Source organism: Novosphingobium mangrovi (assembly GCF_022818885.1).
Taxonomy (GTDB): domain Bacteria; phylum Pseudomonadota; class Alphaproteobacteria; order Sphingomonadales; family Sphingomonadaceae; genus Novosphingobium; species Novosphingobium mangrovi.
In genome coordinates this window covers 114,512-135,521 of sequence record NZ_JALHAT010000024.1, presented here as the reverse complement: position 1 = coordinate 135,521, position 21,010 = coordinate 114,512, and the positions used below count along the sequence as shown (strand labels likewise).

Annotated in this window: 25 protein-coding genes; 11 read left to right on the top strand and 14 right to left on the bottom strand. The window is 67.4% G+C overall.

The features are described 5' to 3' along the window. Positions 1–272: 272 nt before the first annotated feature. From MTR65_RS13650 to MTR65_RS13625, 6 genes are read right to left on the bottom strand one after another with little or no spacing between them, the layout of a single operon-like run. Complete coding sequence (locus MTR65_RS13650) at positions 273–434, bottom strand: helix-turn-helix domain-containing protein (protein WP_243801103.1); 162 nt, start codon at positions 432–434, stop codon at positions 273–275. Next, the gene (locus MTR65_RS13645; RefSeq protein ID WP_039389662.1) at positions 431–1,222 is read right to left on the bottom strand and encodes a sulfite exporter TauE/SafE family protein; all 792 of its coding nucleotides are present in this window, start codon (positions 1,220–1,222) and stop codon (positions 431–433) included. Before MTR65_RS13645 ends, MTR65_RS13650 begins: the two co-directional genes overlap by 4 nt. Positions 1,223–1,261: 39 nt before the next feature. After that, positions 1,262–2,848, bottom strand: coding sequence for a bifunctional protein tyrosine phosphatase family protein/NAD(P)/FAD-dependent oxidoreductase (locus tag MTR65_RS13640; RefSeq protein WP_243801100.1), 1,587 nt, complete (start codon positions 2,846–2,848; stop codon positions 1,262–1,264). Between the two features lie 39 nt (positions 2,849–2,887). Next, positions 2,888–3,304, bottom strand: coding sequence for a DUF6691 family protein (locus MTR65_RS13635; RefSeq protein ID WP_243801097.1), 417 nt, complete (start codon positions 3,302–3,304; stop codon positions 2,888–2,890). Between the two features lies 1 nt (position 3,305). Continuing rightward, positions 3,306–3,743, bottom strand: a complete 438-nt coding sequence (locus MTR65_RS13630; protein ID WP_243801095.1) for a YeeE/YedE family protein — start codon at positions 3,741–3,743, stop codon at positions 3,306–3,308. Between the two features lie 53 nt (positions 3,744–3,796). Next, entirely contained in the window at positions 3,797–4,738 is a 942-nt protein-coding gene (locus tag MTR65_RS13625) for an MBL fold metallo-hydrolase (protein ID WP_243801094.1), read from the bottom strand. Between the two features lie 77 nt (positions 4,739–4,815). Between MTR65_RS13625 and MTR65_RS13620 the strand changes: the two genes are divergently transcribed. Both MTR65_RS13620 and MTR65_RS13615 read left to right on the top strand, forming a co-directional pair. Continuing rightward, a complete protein-coding gene (locus tag MTR65_RS13620; RefSeq protein WP_243801093.1) occupies positions 4,816–5,451 on the top strand; it encodes a peroxiredoxin in 636 nt (211 codons plus the stop codon). Beyond that, a complete protein-coding gene (locus MTR65_RS13615; protein WP_327194340.1) occupies positions 5,448–5,897 on the top strand; it encodes an ArsR/SmtB family transcription factor in 450 nt (149 codons plus the stop codon). Before MTR65_RS13620 ends, MTR65_RS13615 begins: the two co-directional genes overlap by 4 nt. 136 nt (positions 5,898–6,033) lie before the next feature. Here MTR65_RS13615 and MTR65_RS13610 read toward each other — a convergent pair whose 3' ends face one another. The 4 genes from MTR65_RS13610 to MTR65_RS13595 form a co-directional block, all read right to left on the bottom strand. Further along, a complete protein-coding gene (locus MTR65_RS13610; protein WP_243801092.1) occupies positions 6,034–6,738 on the bottom strand; it encodes a M23 family metallopeptidase in 705 nt (234 codons plus the stop codon). 154 nt (positions 6,739–6,892) lie between these two features. Beyond that, positions 6,893–7,708: a ferritin-like domain-containing protein gene (locus MTR65_RS13605; RefSeq protein WP_243801091.1), complete on the bottom strand. Its 816-nt coding sequence runs from the start codon at positions 7,706–7,708 to the stop codon at positions 6,893–6,895. Between the two features lie 5 nt (positions 7,709–7,713). Then, positions 7,714–8,187 (bottom strand): peroxiredoxin, encoded by a 474-nt coding sequence (locus MTR65_RS13600; RefSeq protein ID WP_226631802.1) that lies wholly within the window; start codon positions 8,185–8,187, stop codon positions 7,714–7,716. Next, complete coding sequence (locus MTR65_RS13595; RefSeq protein WP_243801090.1) at positions 8,184–10,910, bottom strand: bifunctional [glutamine synthetase] adenylyltransferase/[glutamine synthetase]-adenylyl-L-tyrosine phosphorylase; 2,727 nt, start codon at positions 10,908–10,910, stop codon at positions 8,184–8,186. The genes MTR65_RS13600 and MTR65_RS13595 overlap by 4 nt, the downstream gene beginning before the upstream one ends. Before the next feature lie 121 nt (positions 10,911–11,031). On the opposite strand from MTR65_RS13595, the gene MTR65_RS13590 reads away from it, so the two are divergent. The 6 genes from MTR65_RS13590 (at position 11,032) to MTR65_RS13565 (ending at position 15,629) form a co-directional block, all read left to right on the top strand. Further along, positions 11,032–12,753, top strand: a complete 1,722-nt coding sequence (locus tag MTR65_RS13590; protein ID WP_243801089.1) for a M28 family metallopeptidase — start codon at positions 11,032–11,034, stop codon at positions 12,751–12,753. Between the two features lies 1 nt (position 12,754). Further along, positions 12,755–13,747 (top strand): agmatine deiminase family protein, encoded by a 993-nt coding sequence (locus tag MTR65_RS13585; protein ID WP_243801087.1) that lies wholly within the window; start codon positions 12,755–12,757, stop codon positions 13,745–13,747. Between the two features lie 34 nt (positions 13,748–13,781). Beyond that, on the top strand, positions 13,782–13,919 hold the full coding sequence (locus tag MTR65_RS13580) for a hypothetical protein (protein WP_243801084.1): 138 nt from the start codon (positions 13,782–13,784) through the stop codon (positions 13,917–13,919). Between the two features lie 201 nt (positions 13,920–14,120). Further along, the gene (locus MTR65_RS13575; RefSeq protein ID WP_226631807.1) at positions 14,121–14,363 is read left to right on the top strand and encodes a hypothetical protein; all 243 of its coding nucleotides are present in this window, start codon (positions 14,121–14,123) and stop codon (positions 14,361–14,363) included. Further along, complete coding sequence (locus tag MTR65_RS13570; RefSeq protein ID WP_039389648.1) at positions 14,360–15,247, top strand: bestrophin family protein; 888 nt, start codon at positions 14,360–14,362, stop codon at positions 15,245–15,247. The genes MTR65_RS13575 and MTR65_RS13570 overlap by 4 nt, the downstream gene beginning before the upstream one ends. A gap of 40 nt (positions 15,248–15,287) precedes the next feature. Further along, positions 15,288–15,629 carry a hypothetical protein gene (locus tag MTR65_RS13565; protein ID WP_039389647.1) on the top strand — a complete coding sequence of 114 codons (342 nt, stop codon included), beginning with the start codon at positions 15,288–15,290 and terminating at the stop codon, positions 15,627–15,629. A 137-nt stretch (positions 15,630–15,766) separates the two neighbouring features. On the opposite strand, the gene MTR65_RS13560 is transcribed toward MTR65_RS13565, so the two are convergent. The 4 genes from MTR65_RS13560 to thrS form a co-directional block, all read right to left on the bottom strand. Further along, positions 15,767–16,651 carry a GNAT family N-acetyltransferase gene (locus tag MTR65_RS13560; RefSeq protein WP_243801081.1) on the bottom strand — a complete coding sequence of 295 codons (885 nt, stop codon included), beginning with the start codon at positions 16,649–16,651 and terminating at the stop codon, positions 15,767–15,769. 110 nt (positions 16,652–16,761) lie between these two features. Then, a complete protein-coding gene (locus tag MTR65_RS13555) occupies positions 16,762–17,436 on the bottom strand; it encodes a spermidine synthase (protein WP_243801079.1) in 675 nt (224 codons plus the stop codon). A 3-nt stretch (positions 17,437–17,439) separates the two neighbouring features. Next, positions 17,440–17,874 (bottom strand): acetyltransferase, encoded by a 435-nt coding sequence (locus MTR65_RS13550; protein WP_243801077.1) that lies wholly within the window; start codon positions 17,872–17,874, stop codon positions 17,440–17,442. Continuing rightward, entirely contained in the window at positions 17,871–19,868 is a 1,998-nt protein-coding gene (thrS, locus tag MTR65_RS13545; RefSeq protein ID WP_243801076.1) for a threonine--tRNA ligase, read from the bottom strand. Before thrS ends, MTR65_RS13550 begins: the two co-directional genes overlap by 4 nt. Positions 19,869–20,246: 378 nt before the next feature. Here thrS and MTR65_RS13540 point away from each other — a divergent pair, with 378 nt between their 5' ends. Genes MTR65_RS13540 through MTR65_RS13530 form a run of 3 tightly spaced genes read left to right on the top strand, consistent with a single transcriptional unit; the run spans position 20,247 to position 21,009 of the window. Continuing rightward, positions 20,247–20,402 (top strand): hypothetical protein, encoded by a 156-nt coding sequence (locus MTR65_RS13540; protein ID WP_243801074.1) that lies wholly within the window; start codon positions 20,247–20,249, stop codon positions 20,400–20,402. After that, positions 20,399–20,818 (top strand): hypothetical protein, encoded by a 420-nt coding sequence (locus MTR65_RS13535; protein WP_243801067.1) that lies wholly within the window; start codon positions 20,399–20,401, stop codon positions 20,816–20,818. Before MTR65_RS13540 ends, MTR65_RS13535 begins: the two co-directional genes overlap by 4 nt. Beyond that, complete coding sequence (locus MTR65_RS13530) at positions 20,815–21,009, top strand: helix-turn-helix transcriptional regulator (protein ID WP_039389637.1); 195 nt, start codon at positions 20,815–20,817, stop codon at positions 21,007–21,009. Before MTR65_RS13535 ends, MTR65_RS13530 begins: the two co-directional genes overlap by 4 nt. The last annotated feature ends 1 nt before the right edge of the window (position 21,010 follow it).

Below are 21,010 nucleotides of genomic sequence, written 5' to 3'. Positions count from 1 at the left end.
CGCCTGTGTCCCTGGGGATGCAGGCGGCGTTTTCGTGTGTGTGTGGAGGGGAAGGGAGTCTTTTTCCAAGGGGCCATCGCCCCTTGACCCGATAACGGGCGACCTCACCATATTCGGCCACGGCGGCGCGTGGGAGGTGAGGTAGACGGTATGGGGAGCCCGAGGGCGATGGCCCTCGGAATCATTCCCTGGCCCTTCTGTCCTGTCTGCCAGGCAGGGGGATGCAAAAATCCCGGCCTTGGCCGGGATAATGCGCTCACAGGGAATGTGCTTCAGTGCGTGGCGGACGTTTCCGCCCGCGCCTTGCGCCACCTCTGGAAGGTCTTTTCCGAGATGCCGCCGACCTCGCGGCAGCTTTCGACCACGCCCTTGCCCTGCGCGATAAGGGCAAGGATTGCCTGGCACCTGGCCTCCTTGTCGGGGATCGCGGTCACAGGACGCCGCCGGACTTCAGCAGCATGTAGATGGCGACGACGAAGATGAGGACGGCGAAGACCGTGGTGAGCAGGCCCTGGCCGGAGAGGCGCCGGGCGGTCCAGGTGCCGCCAAAGCCGCCGAGCACGCCCCCTGCGATGAGGACGGCGGCCAGCATCCAGTCGACGAGGCCCGAGAGCGCGTAGTTGGCCGCGGTGGTAAGGCCAAAGGCGGTCACCGCAACGAGGCTGGTGCCTACCGCGTTGATCATCGGCATCGAGGTCGAGGCGATCAGGCCGGGCACGATGAGGAAGCCTCCACCGATCCCGAAGAAGCCCGAGAAGGCCCCGGTGCCAAGCCCGAAGCCCAGCACCTTGGGGGCGTTCTCGCGATTGCACTGCGCGCCGGGTATGCCCATGTTGCGCCGTCCCCGGATCATCAGTCCGCCCACAACCATCATCACGAGCGCGAAGAGGAAGAGCAGTTTCTGCCCGTCGATGGCCTTGCCCAGAGTCGAGCCGAGGAAGGCGCCGAAGATCCCGGCAAAGGCGTACATCCCCCCGCAGCGCCACTTCACGTTGCCCGAGCGCGCGTGCTGGATGAGCCCGGTGGCCGCGTTGATCGCCACGGCAAAGGCGCTCGTCCCGATGGCGACGTGGGGGCTGGGCACGCCAACGAGGTATACCATCAGCGGCACGGCCAGGATCGATCCGCCCCCACCAACAAGGCCAAGGGTAAAGCCCACGAGAACGCCCGAAAAGGCGCCGAGGAGCAGGTAGGCGAGGTCGATGTGGGAGGCGTCGAGCATGGCAGGGGACCGGTTCAGCTGGGGGGAGGGATCAGGCGTTCAGAGCAGCGGGGCGGGCGGCACCAGCCACTCGCGGCCCTTGAGCATACCGTGCCAGTAGATCGGGGGCAGGGCGTCGGCCTTGAGGTGCCAGGCCATGCGCGAGGGTTTCGTCCCGTCGATCAGCCACTTGGGCAGCGAGGGGGCGAGCTTGCCGCCATAGGTGAACTCGGCAAGGACGATGTGGCCGCGATCGACCGTCAGCGGGCACGAGCCATAGCCATCGTAGGCCGCGACCGGGTCCTTCCCGTCGAGGGCGGCGAGCACGTTGACGGCAACGACCGGCGCCTGCTTGCGTGCGGCGGCGGCGGTCTTGGCGTTGGGAGTGCTGCACCCGTCGCCCAGCGCAAAGACATTGGGCCAGCTGAGCGACTGGAGCGTCACCTGGTCGACCTCGGCATAGCCAGCCGCATCGGCAAGCGGGCTGTTCGCGATGATCGGGTTGCCCTCCTGCGGGGGGACGGCGTGGAGCATGTCGAAGCCGCGGGTGATCTCGCCGTCCTCGGTGCGGAAGGTCGCTTCGCGCGCGGGGCCGTCGACCGCGACGAGGGTGGAGCCGAACTTCAGGCCGATGCCGTAGCGCTCGACCGTCTCCATGAGCGCGGGCACGTAGTCGGGCACACCGAACAGGACGCCGCCCGCGTTGTGGAACTCGACCTCGATGTCGCCCAGGACGCCGCGCTCCTCCCACTCGCTGCACGAGAGATACATCGCTTTCTGCGGTGCGCCCGCGCACTTGATCGGCATCGGCGGCTGGCTGAACAGCGCGCGTCGCGGGCCGGGCGTGCGGGCCAGCTTCTGGACCATCTGCCAGGTGTAGGGGGCAAGGTCGTAGCGGTAGTTGGAGGTCACGCCGTTCTGGCCGAGCGCGGCCTCCAGCCCCTCGATCCTGTCCCAGGCGAGACGGTTACCCAGCGCGACGACGAGTACGTCGTAGGTGACGGCCCTGCCGCCCGCCAGTTCGACGGTGTTGGTGTCGGGCACGAAGCCGGTGACCGCAGCGCGGATCCAGCTTGCACCCTTGGGCAGGACCTCGCGGGTCTTGCGCACGGTGTCGGGCTGCTTGAACACGCCGCCGCCGACCATGGTGAAGCCGGGCTGGTAGAAGTGCTCTTCGCTGGGCTCGACGATGGCGACATCGAGCGCGGGGCTGCGCTTGAGGAGGGAGGCTGCTGCCGCGATCCCCGCGGAGCCGCCGCCCACGATCACCACCTTGTGGTGCGGTGCGCGTCCGTTCGGGGCCTCGTTGGCTGCGGACCCGCTACGCGCGGCGCAGGCGACCTTTTCGGAGCGGTTGCCGGTCCGGCAAAAGGCGAGAGTCGGGCCGGGATTTTCGGCAAGGATCTTCGCGAAGGCCTCGGCCTGGTCCTCGGGCGCGATTCGGCCGCCGACGGGCAGGTAGAAGGGGGTGATGCCCTGGGCCCGGGCGGCCTGGGCAAGCTCCTCAAAGCTCGGCTGGCCGGGCTCTTCGTTGTCGGGGCGGTTGCAGATCAGCGTGGTGATGCCGGCGGATACGAGACCGTCGATGTCCTGCGGGCGAACCTGACCGGAAACGTGGAGCTGACCTTCGATATGCCGCGTCTGCATGCGCGCTTCTCCTGGAATATGCGTTTTTTTTGGGGGGGATCAGCCGCGGCGCGTGTCGACCAGGCGGAAGGCGAGCATGCCTGCCAGCATGGCGACGACGAAGACGCCGGCGGAGAGGGGGTGGAACACGAGCGAGGCGATTGCAGGGCCCGGGCACAGGCCGCCAAGGCCCCAGCCCAAACCGAACAGCGCGGCGCCGCCGATGAGGCGTGCGTCGATGAGGCGCGTACCGGGCAGGGCGAAGTCCTCGCAGGCGAGTGGGCGGTGCATGCGGCGCTGGAGCGCCCAGGCGAGCGCCATGACGAGGACCGCGCCGCCCATCACGAAGGCGAGCGTGGGGTCCCAGTCACCCGCAATGTCGAGGAAGCCGCGCACGCGCGCCGGGTTCATCATGCCGGAAAGGGCGAGCCCGGCACCGAACAGCAGGCCGGAAAGAAGAGCCATCAGATTGCGCATGTCAGATACCTCCTCCCAGGGCGTTGACCAGCGCGACGGTCACCATGCCGGTCGCGATGAAGGTCAGTGTGGCGACGATCGAGCGGGGCGAGAGGCGTGAGAGGCCGCACACGCCGTGGCCGCTGGTGCAGCCACTGCCCAGCCGCGTGCCGACGCCCGTCACCAGGCCCGCGACGGCGAGAAGGACGAGCGAGGGCGGAAACTGCGCCGGGATGCCGCCGATCAGGGTCGCCACGGCCAGTGCACCTGCCGGAAGTCCGGCGAGGAACAGGGCCGCGAGCGGCCAGGGCGCGCCGCCCGAGAGGCCCGCAACGCGCGCGGTCATTCCGCTGATCCCGGCGATGCGGCCGGGGCCAAGGAGCATGACGGCGCCCGCAAGGCCGATGAGGACGCCGCCGGCCAGCCCGTGGAGCGGCTGGGCATCTGGAAACGTTTGCATGAACCAGTCGAACATGAGGGGGGCTTTCTGTCTTTCCGGAAAAAGGAGCTGCTTTAGAGCGCGTTGACGGGAATCTTGAGGTAGCGCACGCCGTTGTCTTCGGGCTCGGGCAAGTGCCCGCCGCGCATGTTGACCTGGACCGAAGGCAGAATGAGGTTGGGCATCGAAAGCGTCGCGTCGCGGCGGGTGCGCATGTCGACGAAATCGTCCTCGCTCACGCCGTCGTGGACGTGGACATTGGCCGCGCGCTGCTCGGCCACGGTGGTCTCCCAGACGAATTCCTCGCGGCCCGGTGCCTTGTAGTCGTGGCACAGGAACAGCCGGGTTTCGGGCGGGAGCGTCAGCAGGCGGCGGATCGAGCGGTAGAGCTGGCGGGCATCGCCGCCCGGAAAGTCCGCGCGCGCGGTGCCGTAGTCGGGCATGAACAGCGTGTCGCCCACGAAGGCCGCATCGCCGATCACGTAGGCCATGTCGGCCGGCGTGTGGCCGGGGACATGGAGCGCGGTGCCGGTCAGCGTGCCGAGCGTGAAGGTCTCGCCATCGGCAAAGAGGTGGTCGAACTGCGAGCCGTCGCGGGCAAAGCGCGTGCCCGCGTTGAAGATCTTGCCGAAGACCTCCTGCACGCGCACGATCTCGCGTCCGATGGCGAGCTTGCCGCCCAGCTTTTCCTGAAGATAGGGCGCTGCGGAAAGGTGGTCGGCGTGGGCGTGCGTCTCGATGTGCCAGGCAACTTTCAGATTTTCCGAAGTCACGTAGGCAAGGACCCGGTCGGCCGATGCGCTCGAGGTGCGACCCGAAGAGGCTTCGTAATCGAGGACCGAGTCGATGATCGCCGCTTCGCCGCTGGCGGGGTCGTGGACCACGTACGTTACGGTGAAAGTCGTTTCATCGAAGAAAGCTGCAATTTCCGGCCGCTTCGCGCTGTCGCCGCGCGCCGTTTCGATCTGGGCGGCGGCCTGGCTCAGGGCCGTGTGGGGGGCTGGTGCGTCAGGCATGTCGTTCTCCAAATTTTGACTTAATGTAATTATGTAACTGTCTTGCGTCAAGAGGCAACTTGCGCTAGAACTTTTCCATGGAAGACGAGACCCGCAAACACTGTTGTCCCTTGCGCATCGGCGATGCCGTGCCCGCGTTTACCGCACGCAGCACGCAAGGCCCTGTGGCGATGAAGGATTTTGAGGGGCGCTGGCTGGCGTTCTTCTCGCACCCGGCCGATTTCACGCCGGTGTGCACGTCCGAATTCGTCGCCTTCGCGCGCGCGGCCGACCGTTTTGCCGAACTGGACTGCGCGCTGATGGCACTCTCGGTGGACAGTCTCTACGCGCATTTCGCCTGGCTGCGCGCGATCCGTGACCATTACGAAGTCGAAGTGACCTTTCCGGTTGTCGAGGATCCCACGCTGGTGATCGGGCGCGCCTATGGTATGGTGGCGAATGACGCCCACGATGCCGGGACAGTGCGCACCGTCTTTGTCATCGACCCTGCGCAGGTCGTGCGGGCCATCGTGACCTACCCGGTCGAGATCGGGCGTTCGGTGGAGGAAGTGCTGCGCATTGTCGCGGCGCTGCAGGTCGCCGATGCCGGCAAGGGGTTGCCGCCCGAAGGCTGGGAGCCGGGCAAGCCGCTCTTTGCCCACCCCGAGCCGACGATGGACAGCGTGCTGTCGGCCGAGAACCCGGTCGGCTGGTTTCTGAAGGAGTGCGAATGATGGCCAGTGCATCCACCCCGCCTTCGCCGCCCGGAGGGGAAGGCGCCCCGATCGAGCTCATCAAGGCAATCGCCCACCCCCTGCGCTACGAGATCCTGTCGTGCGTTGCGCGCGGAGAGCGCAACGTGGGCGAGATCGAGGCGGCCACGGGGATCGGCCAGCCCACGCTCTCGCAGCAGCTCTCGGTGCTGCGCAACGCCGGGCTCGTCTCGGCGCGGCGCGAGGCCAAGCTGGTGTTCTACGCGGTCGAGGCCGAGGCACTTGAGCAGGTCTGTTCGGCATTTCAGGCGATCTGCCCGGCCGAGTTCCAAGGGCGGATCGTCGCCAAGCTGACCGGCGGCGCGGTCACTTCGGTGCAGCCTGTGCCGGCCAACTCCCCGGACGCCGGCGACACGGCGGCGCTGCGGCGGCGCGGCGGGGCGGCCGTTTTCGCCAAGCTAGACTGATCGCTCGCGCACCGCACAGGCGCCCGTGGACTGACGCTGCGGACATAGAAAAGGCGGCTCTGCGGCCGCCCTTTCCCTCTCCGAACCGGGATACGAAAACAGCGCCAATCGGCGCTGCTTGTCGTGAAAATCTGTATCAGCCGCCCTTGGCGCCGCTCTCGTTCGCGGCGAGGCCCGACTGCATGTAGGGAACCGGGTTTACCGCGGCACCGTCCACGCGCACTTCGTAGTGCAGGTGCGGGCCGGTCGAGCGGCCGGTCGAGCCCACGAAACCGATGAGATCGCCCTTGTGGACGGTCTGGCCTTCGGCAACGTTCAGGCGCGAGAGGTGGCCGTAGCGGGTCTGCAGTTCGCCGCCGTGCTCCAGCGAGATATAGAGGCCGTACGAGCTGAACATCGAGGCGCGGCTGACGATACCGTCGGCGGGCGCGTAGACCGGGGTGCCGGTCGGTGCGGCGAGGTCGATGCCCTTGTGCCCGGCGCGGCGCCCGAGAATCGGGTGGTTGCGCATGCCGTAGCCGCTGGTCGTGACCGAGTGTTCGAGGGGGTTGCGCGAGGGGATCGAGACCGGGGCGATGGCGCCGACCTTGGCCGCGGGCTTGGCGGCGGCAAGGCCGGTTTCCTCGAAGTTCTGCCAGGAGCTGAACAGGGTGCGGAACTGGGCGTCTTCGTTGCCCGAGGCCGACTGGCTGGCCGACTGTGCCGCGCGCAGCGGGGCAGCAATGTCGGCAGACGCCGCGCTGGAGTTGGCCATGGCCGGATGGGCGGCGATGGCGCTGCCCGCGATCACGGCGGCACCGGCCACTGCGCGGATTTTGGCGAAGACTTTCGTTACGACCACTCGCAATACCTTGTTATCCGCCGAACCCCTTGGGGCAAGGCGCTTGAACCCTTCGACCGCGATCCTGGGATGCGGACCGTGTCGAGCCTTGATTTCGGAGATGGTCGGAACCCCCCGCCGTCTCTCGAGTTTCAGTTATGACCGGGAATGTTAATCAAACAAGGGCGGCGTAGAATTCGCGCGATAAACCGGCAGCCGAGCGCGCCGAGTCGTTGAACGGTGGCTTAACGACCCCATGGAAATGGCGGGAAACCAAGGTTTTCCAGAGAATCGCAGGCGGTGCATTTCGGCGCTTCGCCTCCGCGTCGAAATGAGTTGCGCCGTACCGGACGTGCCGGATTTCATCGTCAAGGATTCGTTGGAGGATAACGGCGCCCCGTGCATCACCTAGGGCTTTAACCCTATCGCGGGTGCCCGGCGTTACGTCGAGCCCGCGCGCTTCGAGCACCATCGGCACCACGGCAAGACGCGCGGCGACATCGTGGCGGGTCTCGCTTGCCGCGTCCCACAGCCCGCCGTGGGCGGGGAGCGCGCCGTAATGGCTGCCCATGGTCGCCAGATGCCGCTCGATGAGAGCGAAGTGCAGCGCTTCGTCGGCCGCGACACCCAGGAAATCGTCGATGAACTCGGGGCTCATCTCGCTCCCGAAGCGCCCGGCCATGTCGAGCGCAAGGTCGATCGCCACGAACTCGATGTGCGCGAGCGAATGCCACAGGGCAATGCGCCCGCGCTCCGAGCCCGCCTTGCGGCGCTTGGGCATGTCGCGCGGGGGGAGAAGTTCGGGATGGGCCGGGCGACCCGGAGTATCGGGCATGGCCACGTCGAAGATCGGCGCAAGATGGCCCTGGCGCCACTCGCGGACCAGTTTGCGGGTCGCCATGACCTTGGTGCGCGGGTGGGCTTCGAGCAGCGTGGCCCGGATCGCGCGCGCCAGCGTTGGCGGGGGTGGGTTCGACGTGTCGCAGGTCATGGCGCTCAGAGGGCCTTGGCGGCCTCCAGCACGGCCTGTGCATGCTCTTTCACTTTCACCTTGTCCCAGACCTGGGCGATCTTGCCTTCGGCATCGATCAGGTAGGTGGTGCGCACCATGCCCATGTAGGTGCGGCCGTAGTTCTTCTTCTCGGTCCAGATGCCCAGTGCATCTGAGAGGCCGTTTTCCTCCGCATCGGTCGCCAGCGGGGCCTTCAGGTCATGCTTGGCGATGAAGTTCTGGTGCTTCTTGGCCGAATCCTTGCTGACGCCCAGCAGTGCGACGCCCGCGGCATCAAACTCGGGCTTGAGCGCGGAAAAGTCGATGTTCTCGGTCGTGCAGCCGGGGGTGTTGTCCTTGGGATAGAAGAACACGACAAGCTTCTGGCCTGCAAAGTCCGAGGCCTTCACGCTGCCACCTTCGGGCGTCTCCATGGCAATGTCGGGGAAGGCGTCGCCGGGGCCGGGGCGTTCGGTCATGGTGTCTCAATCTCCAGTTCTTCGCCAAAGGCGTCGCGCCAGGCGTGGGCCACGCAGCTGCGTGCGCCCGCCAGCGCGGTTTCGAGTTCGCTCCAGTCCCCATAACCACATGCGCGCACGAGGGCCAGCCGTGCGGCGGGCAGGGGCAGCTGCGAATCGGGGGCGAGCAGGCGGGCGGCAACGAGAAAGCGGGTGAGCGTGTCGTGCGCGGCGCCCAGGTCCTCCGTGAGCAGGGCGTGCGTCGCGAGCGCGGCGATGGCCTCCCCGAGATCGGGGACAAGCCCGCGCCCGCTGGCCAGCTGGGCGTGGTGGACGAGGAATTCGAGGTCGACGAGGCCGCCGCGCGCGAGCTTTACGTCGAGCGGGCCCTTGGCGGGTTTGTGACCGGCCATGCGCGTGCGCATCTCCAGCACTTCGCCGCGCAGCACCTCGGGATCGCGCGGGCGGGTGAGGACGCGGGCGATCTCGTGTTCGACGGCAAGGCGCGCTTCGGGTGAGCCGATGAGGACGCGCGCGCGGCACAGCGCCATGTGCTCCCAGGTCCAGGCGTCCTCGCCCTGGTACTGGCGAAAGCTCTCCAGCGAAGCGGCGGGCGGGCCCTGTTCGCCCGAGGGGCGCAGGCGCGTGTCGACTTCGTAGAGCGCGCCCTCGGCGGTGGGCACCGAGAGCGCGGCAATCGCGCGCTTGGACAGGCGGTTGTAGTAGAGCGTCGCGCCCAGCGGGCGTTCGCCGTCGCTCTCGGCCTGGAAGTCGCCGGTGAAGAGGTAGATGAGGTCAAGGTCCGAGGCGTGGGTCAGGATCCCCCCGCCGAAGCGTCCGAGGCCCAGCACGACCATTTCGCTTCCGGGAATGGTCCCGTGGCGCTGGGCAAATTCCTCGCTTGCCGCGCGGGTGAGGACGATGCTGGCGGCCTCGGCGATGCGGGCGAGGCCCTGGCCGATGGCGATGGGATCGTTGACCCCTTCGATCAGTTGGACACCCAGCCGGAAGCGCGCCTCGCTGACCCGGCGGCGCACCGTGTCGAGAATACGCTCGTAATCGCTGCCCGGTTCCAGCCGCGCGAAATTGGCGACGAGGCTGTCGACGTCGCCCGGCAGCTCGAAGGCGCTGGCATCGATCAGCGGATCGAGGAGGTCTGCCCGGCGGGCAAGGGCATCGGCCAGCGGTGGGGCGAGGCTGAGAATGTTGACGAGGACGCCCAGCAGTGCGGGGCGCGCTTCCAGCAGGCGGAAGAGATTGATCGCACTGGGCAGGTTGCCCAGAAGCTGCTCCCAGCGCAGCACCGCGCGTTCCGGTTCGGGCGCCTGCGCCAACGCGGCCATGAGTTCGGGGCGCATCGCCTCGAAGGCGGCGCGCGCGGCGTCCGAGCGCAGCGCGCGCACCCGTCCCGAAAGCCAGCCCTCGATCCGTTCGGCCAGCGCGGCCGGATCGGTAAAGCCCAGGTCCTCCAGTTCGTCGCGAAGGCTCGCCTGTGCGGGCATGGCGACGGCCGCGTCGCTCTGGAGCGGGGTGTTGGCCATGACCAGCGCGTCATAGCGTGCGCCCACCTCCTGCGTGATCGCGGCGACTTCCTCTATCAGCTGCGCACCATCGGCGAGGCCATCGAGCCGGGCGGCGGCGTCGAGCGCCTCGGGGTCGGTGGGCAGCGAATGGGTCTGATGGTCGCGCAGCATCTGCAGGCGGTGCTCGATGGTGCGCAGGCGGTCGTAGCTTTCGCCCAGAAGGCGCGCGTCCTCGGGAGGGACGAGGCCAGCCTGCGCCAGCGCATCAAGCGTCGCGCGCGTGCCGCGAAGGCGCAGCGCGGGCTGGCGGCCGCCGTGGATCAGCTGGTGGGTCTGGGCGTAGAACTCGATCTCGCGAATGCCGCCGCGCCCTTTCTTGAGGTCGAAGCCGGGGCCCACCGTATCGGCGCCGCGTGCGCTGGCGCGAATCTGGCGGGTGAGGCGGCCGATTTCGGCAATGGCCCCGAAGTCGAGGCTCTTGCGCCACACGAAGGGGCGGATCGCGGCGAGGAACTGTTCGCCTGCCGCAATGTCGCCCGCGCAGGCCCGGGCACGGATAAAGGCGGCGCGCTCCCAGGCGAGTGCGGAGCTTTCGTAATGGGTCAGCGCCGCGTCGATCGAGATGGCAAGCGGGCTGACTTCCGAGGCCGGGCGCAGGCGCAGGTCGACGCGAAAGACATAGCCCTCGCCATCGACGTTCGAGAGCGTCTGGACGACGTGGCGCGCGACGCGCTGGGCGGCCTCGCCCGGATCGTCGCGTTCACGACGGGGCAGGGTTTCGGGATCGAACAGCAGGATCGGGTCGATGTCCGAGCTGTAGTTCAACTCGCCCGCGCCGTGCTTGCCCAGCGCCAGGGCAAGGAACCCGCCGGGCTCGGCGTCGGGTGCGCGGCGGCGGATGCCGTCGGCGATGGCGGCGTCGAGCGCGCGGTCGGCGAAGGCGGACAGCTCGCCCGTGACTTTCAGGAGCGGGAAGGCACCGGCAAGGTCGCCGATGGCCAGCGTCAGCGCGAGGGCCTGGCGCTCGCGCCGCAGCGCCGCGCCTACCGAGGGCGCGCCGTCTCCGGCCTTGCGCGCCATCGCCAGCGCGGCCTCACCATCCCCTGATGCCAGCACCTCGGCCAGTTCGGGGCGGCGCTCGAGCAGCGTTGCAAGAAACGGTGCATGGGCGCGGGCGCGCGCGAGCGCGCCGGTCCAGTCCTCTCCGGTCGTCCTAGTCATGGTGCCTGTCCTGCCGCCTTGGACAAGGCCGGGCAAGCGCCTTGTTCACCGCGCGCGCCTCTGGCACCTCTGGGCGAGGGGCGCCGCTGGGGTGCCATATTGCCAATTCAGGGGACTTCCCGTGAAGAACCGCCTTCTTCTCCTTGCCGCGCTGGGCCTCTCGGCCTGCACTTCCACGTCCTACTCCGGGCCCGACATGCCCAAGGGCACTGCCCTGCCCCCGCCCGAGCGGCCGATCGAAGAGGAGACGGCGGATGCGCTGCCGAGCAAGGCCAGGGCGATCATGGCCGAGGTGACCGCCACGCTTTCCTCCGATGCCTTCGAGGGCCGCGCGCCGAGCAGCGCGATCGAGCCCAAGGTGCTCGATGCGATCATCACCCGTTTCAAGGCCGCCGGATTGCAGCCGGGCAATCATGGCGAATGGCTGCAGGAAGTGCCCACGGTGGAGATCACCGCGACCGATCCCACCCCCATGGCGGTGGAAGGCCACGGGATTTCGCAGACCTTCGGCTATGGCGATGGGTATGTCGCGGCGAGCTACCGCGTCGTGCCGGACACGCGCATCGAGGACAGCGAACTGGTCTTCGTGGGCTATGGCATCAACGCCCCCGAGCTGGGCTGGAACGACTACGCCGGGATCGACATGAAGGGGAAGACCGCGGTCATCCTCGTCAACGATCCCGACTATGCGGCGCAGAGCGAGGAGGGGCCCTTCAAGGGACGGCGCATGACCTACTACGGGCGCTGGACCTACAAGTTCGAGGAAGCGGCCCGGCAGGGCGCCGATGCCGCGCTGATCGTGCATGACACTTACCCGGCCGCCTATGGCTGGAACGTCGTCAACTCCAGCTGGACCGGCGCGCAGTATTACGTGCAGACCCCGGATGACGGGGCGAGCGCGACGAAGGCCAACGGCTGGATCCGCAAGGCGGTGGCCGAAACCATGCTGCACACGGCAGGGCAGGACCTCACCACGCTGAGCGAGGCGGCCCGGAAGCCCGGATTCAAGCCGGTGCCTCTGGGGCTCCTGGCCAGCTTCGGGTTCGCCAACCAGGTGCGCAAGTCGGCCTCCAACAACGTGGTCGGCATCCTGCCGGGCACCGAGCGCCCGGACGAATACGTGCTCTACACCGGGCACTGGGATCATCTGGGCCACTGCACCCCCGATGCGACCGGCGATGACATCTGCAACGGCGCGGTCGACAACGCGACCGGGATCGGCGCGCTGACCGCGCTGGCGAATGCCAACGTCGAGGCAGGGGCCACCGCGCGCAGCCAAGTGTTCCTGGCCGTCACGCTGGAAGAGTCGGGCTTGCTGGGCTCGGAATACTATGCGGCCAACCCGGTCTTCCCGCTCGATCACACGGTGGGCGGGGTGAACATGGACGCGCTGCTGCCCGGGCCCCGTGCGCGCAGTTTTGCGATGGTGGGGGGCGACAAGTCGGACCTCACCGCGCTGTTCCGCGCAGCGCTGGCCGACGAGGGGCTTGGCGAAGTGCCCGAGGAGCATTCGGAGCGGGGCAGCTACTACCGCTCGGACCACTTCTCCTTTGCCAAGCGGGGCGTGCCGATGTTCAACTTCGAGCGCAGCACCGACCTTGTCGAAGGCGGGCGCGCGGCGGGCGATGCGCTTTCCGAAGACTATGTCTCCAACCGCTACCACGCCCCGTCCGACGAATATTCGGCGGACTGGAACTGGGATGGCATTGTCCAGGAGGTGTCGCTCTTCTATCGGCTCGGCCGCGATCTCGCCGATTCGGACAGCTGGCCGAACTGGCACGAGGACGATGAATTTAGGGCCGTGCGCGACGAGGCATGCGCGGCATCCCAAGGAGGCTGTTGAGTTGTCTTTCGCCCTTCCCCCAGAGTGGCACCCGCAGGACTGGATCTGGATCGGTTTCCCGCACGATCCGGTCGAATGGCCCGGCTTCCTGGAGGCCGCGCAGGAGCAGATGGCGCAGTTCGCCAGTGTCGTCGCCGAAGCGGGTCAGGAAGTGCGCCTGATCGTGCGGGACGAGGCCAACCGCGCCCGCGCGGCTTCGCTCGTCTCGGACAAGGTCACGCTGGAGGTGCGCCGCTACGGCGATGTCTGGCTGCGCGATACAGGGCCGCTCGTCACGATGGACGGGCAGGGCGCGCGCAAGGCGATGCGCTTCGGCTTCAACGGCTGGGGCGGCAAGTACCTGATGGACGGCGACCAGGAAATCGGCGCCGAGCTGGCCCGCGATGCCGGACTTTCCATTGAGACGGCGGACTGGGTCCTTGAAGGCGGCGCGCTCGACGGCGATGGCACCGGCCTTGTCGCCACGACCGAGCAGTGCCTGCTCAATCCCAACCGCAACCCGCACCTCACCCGCCAGGATCTGGAAATGCGCCTGGAGCGCGATCTGGGCTATGACAAGGTGCTGTGGCTGGGCGATGGCCTTATCAACGATCACACCGACGGGCATGTCGACAACCTCGCGCGCTTCGTGGCGCCGGGCGTCCTGGCGCTGCCGCGCGCGACCGGAGCACACGATCCCAACGCGGCGATCTACGCCGACGCCAAGGCCCGCGCCGAGGCGATGGGCGTGCGCGTGGCCGAAGTTCCCTCGCCCGGGCGGGTTGAGACGGACGGGCGGATCGAGCCTGCGAGCTACATGAACTTTGCGATCACCTCGAACCTGGTGGTCGTGCCCATTTACGGAACGAAGTACGACGAGGAAGGCGTTACCGCCATCGCCGAGCTGTTTCCCGACCGTGATACGGTGGGCGTGATGGCCGATGCGGTGCTGGCAGGGGGCGGCTCGTTCCACTGTTCCAGCCAGCAGATGCCCTCGCTTCCCAGCGGTGATTAACGCTTTGGCAAGGGCTCGGGCGCATAGCAGCGTCATGGCCCGAGTCCTTGCCCTTGCCTTCCCGCACACGCGGCGCCCGGCCCTGCCGGTGGCGCAGGATGTGGCGCGCGGCCTGGTCGTGGCGGGTTGTGCGCTCGCGCTGATTCTCGCCGGGGTCGACCTCGGGCTCTGAGCCCCCGGCATTTTGCAGGCATTTCATCGGATTGGCGTGGACGTGCTGTGTCCAGCCCCTTCCGGCTGGCTGTTTGCCGCGTCTGATGCACTGCACAACCTCTCTATCGCAGTGCAGCAAGATTTCGTCGCAATCGGCTGATGCGTCGGTAACCCGCACTTCCCACGTTCACTCCTCGACACCACATCTGGGAGTGTGAACATGCGCCAATTCAGTGAAGCCGAAAGTGCCGCAGGCCGCGAAGCGCTCGTCGGCAACTTTCTCCTGTTCCTGTTCGGGTGCGGGGTGCTGGCCTTCTTCGTCACGGTGGACCGGGTCGACTGGCTGCGCATCCGTCCGGCCAGCGCAAGTTCAGCTGCGATGGCGCAGGCCAGCGCCAAGCCTGCACCTGTGCCCCTGATCGAGCGCGCCGAGCCGCGCGAAGGAGACGTCCGAAACCCATGATCGTTACTTCGGCCCCCCGTCCGGCCCGCATCATCCGCGAAGTCTGGAAGCCGCTGGCCGTTCTGTTCGTGTGGGACGTGATCGTCACGTTCACGTACTATGTCCTGCCCTTCGATGCGCCCGAGCTGCCGGTGACGCTGTTCGGCTCCGCGCTTGCGCTGTTCCTGGGCTTTCGCAGCAATTCGGCCTACAACCGCTGGTGGGAAGGACGTCAGTTGTGGGGCCTCATGATCAACGCGAGCCGCAACATTGCGCGTGCCGCCCGCAATTTCCTGCCCGACCCGGAAGGGGAGGATTACAAGCGGCGGATTGTCCTGCGCCAGATTGCCTATGTCCACGCGCTGCGCTGCCAGCTGCGGCGCCAGAAGCCCGACGAGGAAGTGATCCGCCTGCTCCCCCGTCACGAGGCGGACCTCGCGCTCCAGCGCACCAACGTCGCCAACGGCATTCTCGATGGCACGGGACGGCGCATCGACGAGGCCCGCCGCAAGGGCTGGATCGACACCATCCAGCAGGCCCAGATGGAGGCCGTGCTGGTCGACATCGCCAATTCGCAAGGCGGTATGGAGCGTCTGAAGAACACGCCGCTGCCCCACCAGTACCGCTGGCTGCCCACGGTCTTCACGCATATGTTCTGCGTGCTTCTTCCCATCGGTCTGGTCGAGACGCTGCAGTTCGCAACGCCGCTCGGCTCCACACTGGCGGGCGCGATGTTCCTCGCCGTCCTCACCATTGGCGATGAGCTGGTGGACCCCTTTGCCAACGATGTTCACGACCTGCCGCTCAACCAGATGTGCCGCACGATCGAGATCGACCTCCTGCAGTGCATTGGCGAGGAGGCGCCCGAGCCGCTCAAGCCCGGCAAGGACGGCGTGCTCTGGTAAGCGCTTGCCCTGCGCGGGCCCTCGGCGCATAGGCTGGGCCATGGCACGAGCAGATCGTCTTGAACGCATGGACCGCCGCCGCGAGGAGGCCGAAGAGGAATACACCGCCGCGCTGATTGGCGCGCTCAAGGTGACCGCGGCCGGGCAGTGGGGGCTTTTCGGGCACACCCGCGACAAGACCCACGTGGCCAAGGCCAGGCCGCTGCTTGCCGAACTGGAGGAGCTGGCCGACGAGATCGCGGACCTGCGCGAACGGCTCGACCTCGAACCTTTCGCGCTCCATGCCGAGTTCCTTGCCGCGCGCGGGCCGGTGAATTCCCACGCGGTGGGAGAGCCCAAGCAGGCGCAGGCCTGGCTCGCGCGGCTGGAACAGGATCAGTAAGACAGTTCTGAGGGCCATCGCCCTCGGGCTCCCCAACCTGTCTGGCTCACCTTGCACGCGCCATGGTGGCAGAAAGAGGTGAGGTCGCCGATTCCGGGGTCAAGGGGCGATGGCCCCTTGAATCGGTTTTCCTGTTTCTACCCCAGTTCGAACGTCGTGATCCCGTAGATCCGCTTTTCGTCGAGCTCGGGGGCTTGCCCCAGGTACATGCGCGCGCAGCCAAACACTTCGCGCAGGCCGTGGCGTTTCACCAGCGCCATCGCGCCCGGGTGCGTCTCGGGCACGTCGAGGGTGACGAGGCCGTCCTTGCCATGTGCGGCCAGCGCGCAGAACAGCGCTTCGGCGGCCTCGTCGTCATCGGCAAAGAGCGGGCCGATCTTGGTGCCCTCGCGGCAGGGGCGGATCGTGCCGAAGCCGGCCAGTTTTCCGTCTTTCACAAAGCCGAGCGAAAGGGCGCCCTCCTGCGCGATCCAGCGTTCGAGGAACGGCTCGCGCGGGGCGGGAAAGCAGCTGCGGTCGTAGGCCGCGATCTCGGCGAAGGGGACCTCGGACAGCGGGACCAGGGCGGCATCGGCGCGCATCGCGGCCTCGGTCGTCGGCCAGTCAGTCGGGATCGTGAACTGGAAGCGCAGGTCGCGGTGCGCGAAGACGAAGCCGCCCCTAGCGTAATAGTCCTGCATCGTGAAGACGCCGTCCATGCCGATGGGACGGCCCGGCTTCAGGCGCGAGAGCAGCATCTCGCGCCGGTTCTGCCACAGGCGGTCGCCCAGGCCCTGACCGCGCCAGTCGGGGCGCACGATGAAGAAGCCCATGAAGCCGAACTCGCCGCCATAGGAGGCGATGGTGCCCCCGCCGATCAGCTCGCCGTCCATCTCGGCGGCGATGAAGGCGTTGGGCTCGGCCTCCCAGAACAGGTCGGCATCGTGCAGGCCCGGGTTCCAGCCTTCGTTCGCCGCCCATTCAACAAGGCGGTCGGCTTCGCGGCGGGTCATGGCGCGGATGGTGAGGTCGCTGAGCGTCATGCCGGGCAACCTAATGCGCCTGCGCCGATTTGCCAGCGATGTTGCATTCCGCGTGTGCAAGTCTTTCTATCGGTGCAACATCATCGCCCCGAAGATGGCGAAATGCAGGGTTATTCGCGGATCGTGGCGAACCAGATGACGTGCTTGGGCCCCTTGCCGTTCGAGCGCGAGGCAACCTTGCGTTCCTCCACCGCGAACCCGGCGCGTTCGAGGCGGCGGGTGAAGTCGGGATCGGGCCCGGCGGACCAGATCGCCAAGACGCCGTCGGGCGTCAGCGCGCGCTTGGCCGCGCGCAGGCCGGACTTGGAATAGAGGACGTTGTTGTCCTCGCGCACGAGGCCATCGGGACCGTTGTCGACATCGAGCAGGATCGCATCGTAATCGCCTTCCGCGCCCGCAATGAAGGGGGCGACGTCGGAGAGGATGAGGTTGACGCGCGGATCAGCGAGGCAACCCGCCTCCAGCTCCTTCATCGGCCCCTTCGCCCACTCGATGATCTCGGGCACGATCTCGACCACGGTCGCCTTGCCGTTTTCGGGCAGGACCCGGAGGGCTGCACGCAGGGTGAAGCCCATGCCATAGCCCCCGATCAGCATGTGCGGGCGCCTGGCGTGCTTGATGCGCTCGAAGCTCATCGTCGCCAGCGCCTCTTCGGAGCCCCACTTGCGGGTCGACATGAGTTCATTGTGGCCAAGGACGATCATGAAGTCCTTGTCGTGGCGGTAGAGTTCGAGCTTTTCGCCGTCCGGCACCCATGCCGTATCGAGGAGTTCGCGCTGGATCATGGTTCAGCCTTCATAGGACAGGTGGACGATAGGAAAGGGACGCCCTTCGGCGTCGGTCGGGGAGCGGCCGGTGCGCACGAAGCCGCGCGCAAGATAAAAGGGCAGGGCGTTGTCGGCCTGCTCGTTGGCATCGACGCGCGGGGCCGGGTGCAGCTCGAGCGCCTTGCCGACAAGCGCCGAGCCGAAACCCTGTCCGTGGACGCCCGGGTGGACGAAGAGCGCCTCGATCATGTCCCCTGCGAACACCAGGAAGCCCTGGACTTCGCCGTCTGTGTCCTCGGCCACCCAGAGAGGCACCTCGGGGAGCATGGCCGCGACCTGCAGCTCGATCTGCGCGCGTTCGTCCGGTCTCAGAAAGCCGTGCGTGGCCACGACGGCCGCGCGCCAGATGTCCAGCGCGCGGGCGAGGTCGCGGGGTTCGCCCGGCCGGAGGATCACCGCAGGTCCGGGGCCGTGGCGGCCTCGCGCAGCATCGCGATCGCCTCGTCGAGCGGCATGACCTTCTGGTCCTTATCGCCCAGCGTGCGGATCGCAACCGTGCCTTCCTCGGCCTCGCGCGCGCCCACGACGAGCAGGTGCGGGACCTTGGCAAGGCTGTGCTCACGCACCTTGTAGTTGATCTTCTCGTTGCGAAGGTCCGATTCAACGCGGATGCCTGCGGCCTTGAGCTTGGCGACGGCCTCCTTGGCGTAGTCGTCCGCGTCCGAGATGATCGTGGCGACAACCGCCTGCACGGGCGCGAGCCAGACCGGGAGGCGGCCGGCGAAGTGCTCGATCAGGATGCCGATGAAACGCTCATAGGAGCCGAAGATCGCGCGGTGCAGCATGACCGGGCGGTGCTTGGCGCCGTCCTCGCCGATGTAGGCGGCATCGAGGCGCTCGGGCAGGACGCGGTCGGACTGGATCGTGCCGACCTGCCAGGTGCGCCCGATTGCGTCGGTGAGGTGCCATTCCAGCTTGGGCGCGTAGAAGGCGCCTTCACCGGGCAGTTCCTCCCAGCCGTATTCCTCGGTGGCAAGGCCCGCCTCGATGACCGCGTTGCGCAGTTCGTCCTCGGCCTTGTCCCACATCTCCTCGGTGCCGAAGCGCTTTTCGGGGCGCAGCGCCAGCTTGATCGAGTAGGTGAAGCCGAAGTCCTTGTAGATCTTGTCGGCCAGTTCGCAGAAGGCGCGCACTTCGGCGACGATCTGGTCCTCGCGGCAGAAGATGTGCGCATCGTCCTGCGTGAACTGGCGCACGCGCATCAGCCCGTGCAGCGCGCCGTGCGGCTCGTTGCGGTGGCAGCAGCCGTTCTCGTAGAGGCGGATCGGCAGTTCACGGTACGAGGTGATGCCCTGGCGGAAGATGAGAACGTGCGCGGGGCAGTTCATCGGCTTCAGCGCCATCCAGTCCGCATCGTCGGAAACGATCGGGCCTTCGTCCTCGGTGTTGGGGGTCTCGTCGGGGATGACGAACATGTTCTCGCGGTACTTGCCCCAGTGGCCGGACTGCTCCCACTGGCGCGCGTCCATCACCTGCGGGGTCTTGACCTCCTGGTAGCCCGCGCTGTGGATGGCGCGGCGCATGTAGTCCTCGAGCGCGCGGTAGATGGTGAAACCGTTGGGGTGCCAGAACACCGAACCGTGGGCTTCCTGCTGAAGGTGGAACAGGTCCATCTCGCCGCCCAGCTTGCGGTGGTCGCGCTTGGCGGCCTCTTCGAGGCGCGTGAGGTGGGCGTTGAGCTGCTTCTTGTTGAGCCAGCCGGTGCCGTAGATGCGGGTCAACTGCGCGTTCTTCTGGTCACCGCGCCAGTAGGCGCCGGCCACGCGCATCAGCTTGAAGGCGGCCGGGTCGAGCTTGCCGGTGGAGGGCAGGTGGGGCCCACGGCACATGTCGAGCCAGTCATCGCCCGACCAGTAGACGGTGAGGTCCTCGTCGCCCGGCAGCTCGGCGGCCCATTCCGCCTTGAAGGTCTCGCCTTCCGCGGTCCACTTGGCGATCAGCTGTTCGCGGCTCCAGACTTCGCGGCGCAGCGGCTTGTCGGCCTTGATGATCTCGCGCATCTTTTCCTCGATGGCGGGAAGATCGTCCATCGAGAAGGGCGCGCGGCCTTCGGGCGCCATCACGTCGTAGTAGAAGCCATCGTCGGTCGAGGGGCCGAAGGTGATCTGCGTGCCGGGCCAGAGCGCCTGCACCGCCTCGGCCAGCACGTGGGCGTAGTCGTGGCGGGCGAGATCGAGCGCCTCGGCCTCGTCCTTGGCCGTCACCAGCGCCAGCTGCGCATCGCCCTGGAAGGGGCGGGTGAGGTCAACCAGTTCGCCGTCGACACGGGCGGCGAGCGCCGCCTTGGCGAGGCCCGGGCCGATGGCCGCGGCCACGTCGAGCGGCGTTGCGCCTTCGGGCATCTCGCGCACGGATCCGTCGGGAAGGCTGATCTTGAACATCTCGGACATCGAACTCGTCTTTCGCTCCTGGGCCGCGCGGGCGGTGCCTTGGGCCTTTGGCACAAGCGCACGCCTCGCGGAAGGTCCGGCGTCGGCTATTTTGGCTTGGGATCGGGAGAATGACGCCACATCGCCCGAGCCCGGGCAACGGCGCTGCGTGGTCTCAGCCCACGACCTGCCGTGCCCGGGCGCGCCGGGTGGTGGTGGTGGTCGTAGTTACACGCTTGGTCATCGCGGGCGCTCCTAGCAGGAAAGCGCGCGCGAGTCACGCCGCAGGGCATGGCGGGCGGGCGCGACAAGCCTGCCTGTCACTATGTCAATGATGCTTGACACGAATCGATCAGACATGACAAGAAGGCTTTACACAAAAGCAAGGGAGCTTGTCTTATGTCTCGTAATACTTCGCTGCTCTGGGGCGCGGCCGTGATGGGCGTAGCCCTTCTCAACATCGCCGAGATCCTGCCCGACTGGACCACGATCACGGCCATCCTGACCATGCCCGCGATGGTGGCCCTGCGTATCCGCAAGGGGCGCTGCGCGTGAGCATCGGGCGCAAGGGCAGCGCCCGGCGGCGTTATTTCGTGCGGCTGTCCAGTGCGGCGGGTGTCTATCTGGTTTCGCTGTTCGCCGCGACGCGCCTGCTTGAGGATAACGCGCCGCCAAGCGGGCTTTCCATTGCCGTCGCGCTGGTGCCGGGCCTGGCCGTGGTCGGCATGATCTGGGCCATCGGGCGCTTCTACGCTGAGCTCGAAGACGAATACCTGCGGCTTCTCGAAGTGCGCAAGGCGATGTTCGCGACCGGCCTGACGCTGGCGGGGGCAAGCGTGTGGGGGCTGCTGGAGATGCTGACCTCGGTTCCGGCTCTCCCGGTGTTCTGGGTCTTCCCGATCTGGTGCTTCGGGTTGGGTGTCGGCACTCTGGTCAACCGCATCACGCTCGGGGATGGAGGCTGCGCGTGAAGAACCGTCTGAAGGTCCTGCGCGCCGAACGCGGCTGGAGCCAGCAGGACCTGGCCGGAAAGCTCGATGTCTCGCGCCAGAGCGTCAACGCCATCGAGACGGGACGCTACGATCCCTCGCTGCCGCTGGCCTTTCGTATTGCCGAAGTATTCGAACTTGCGATAGAAGAGATATTCCTGAGAGGAGAGTAAC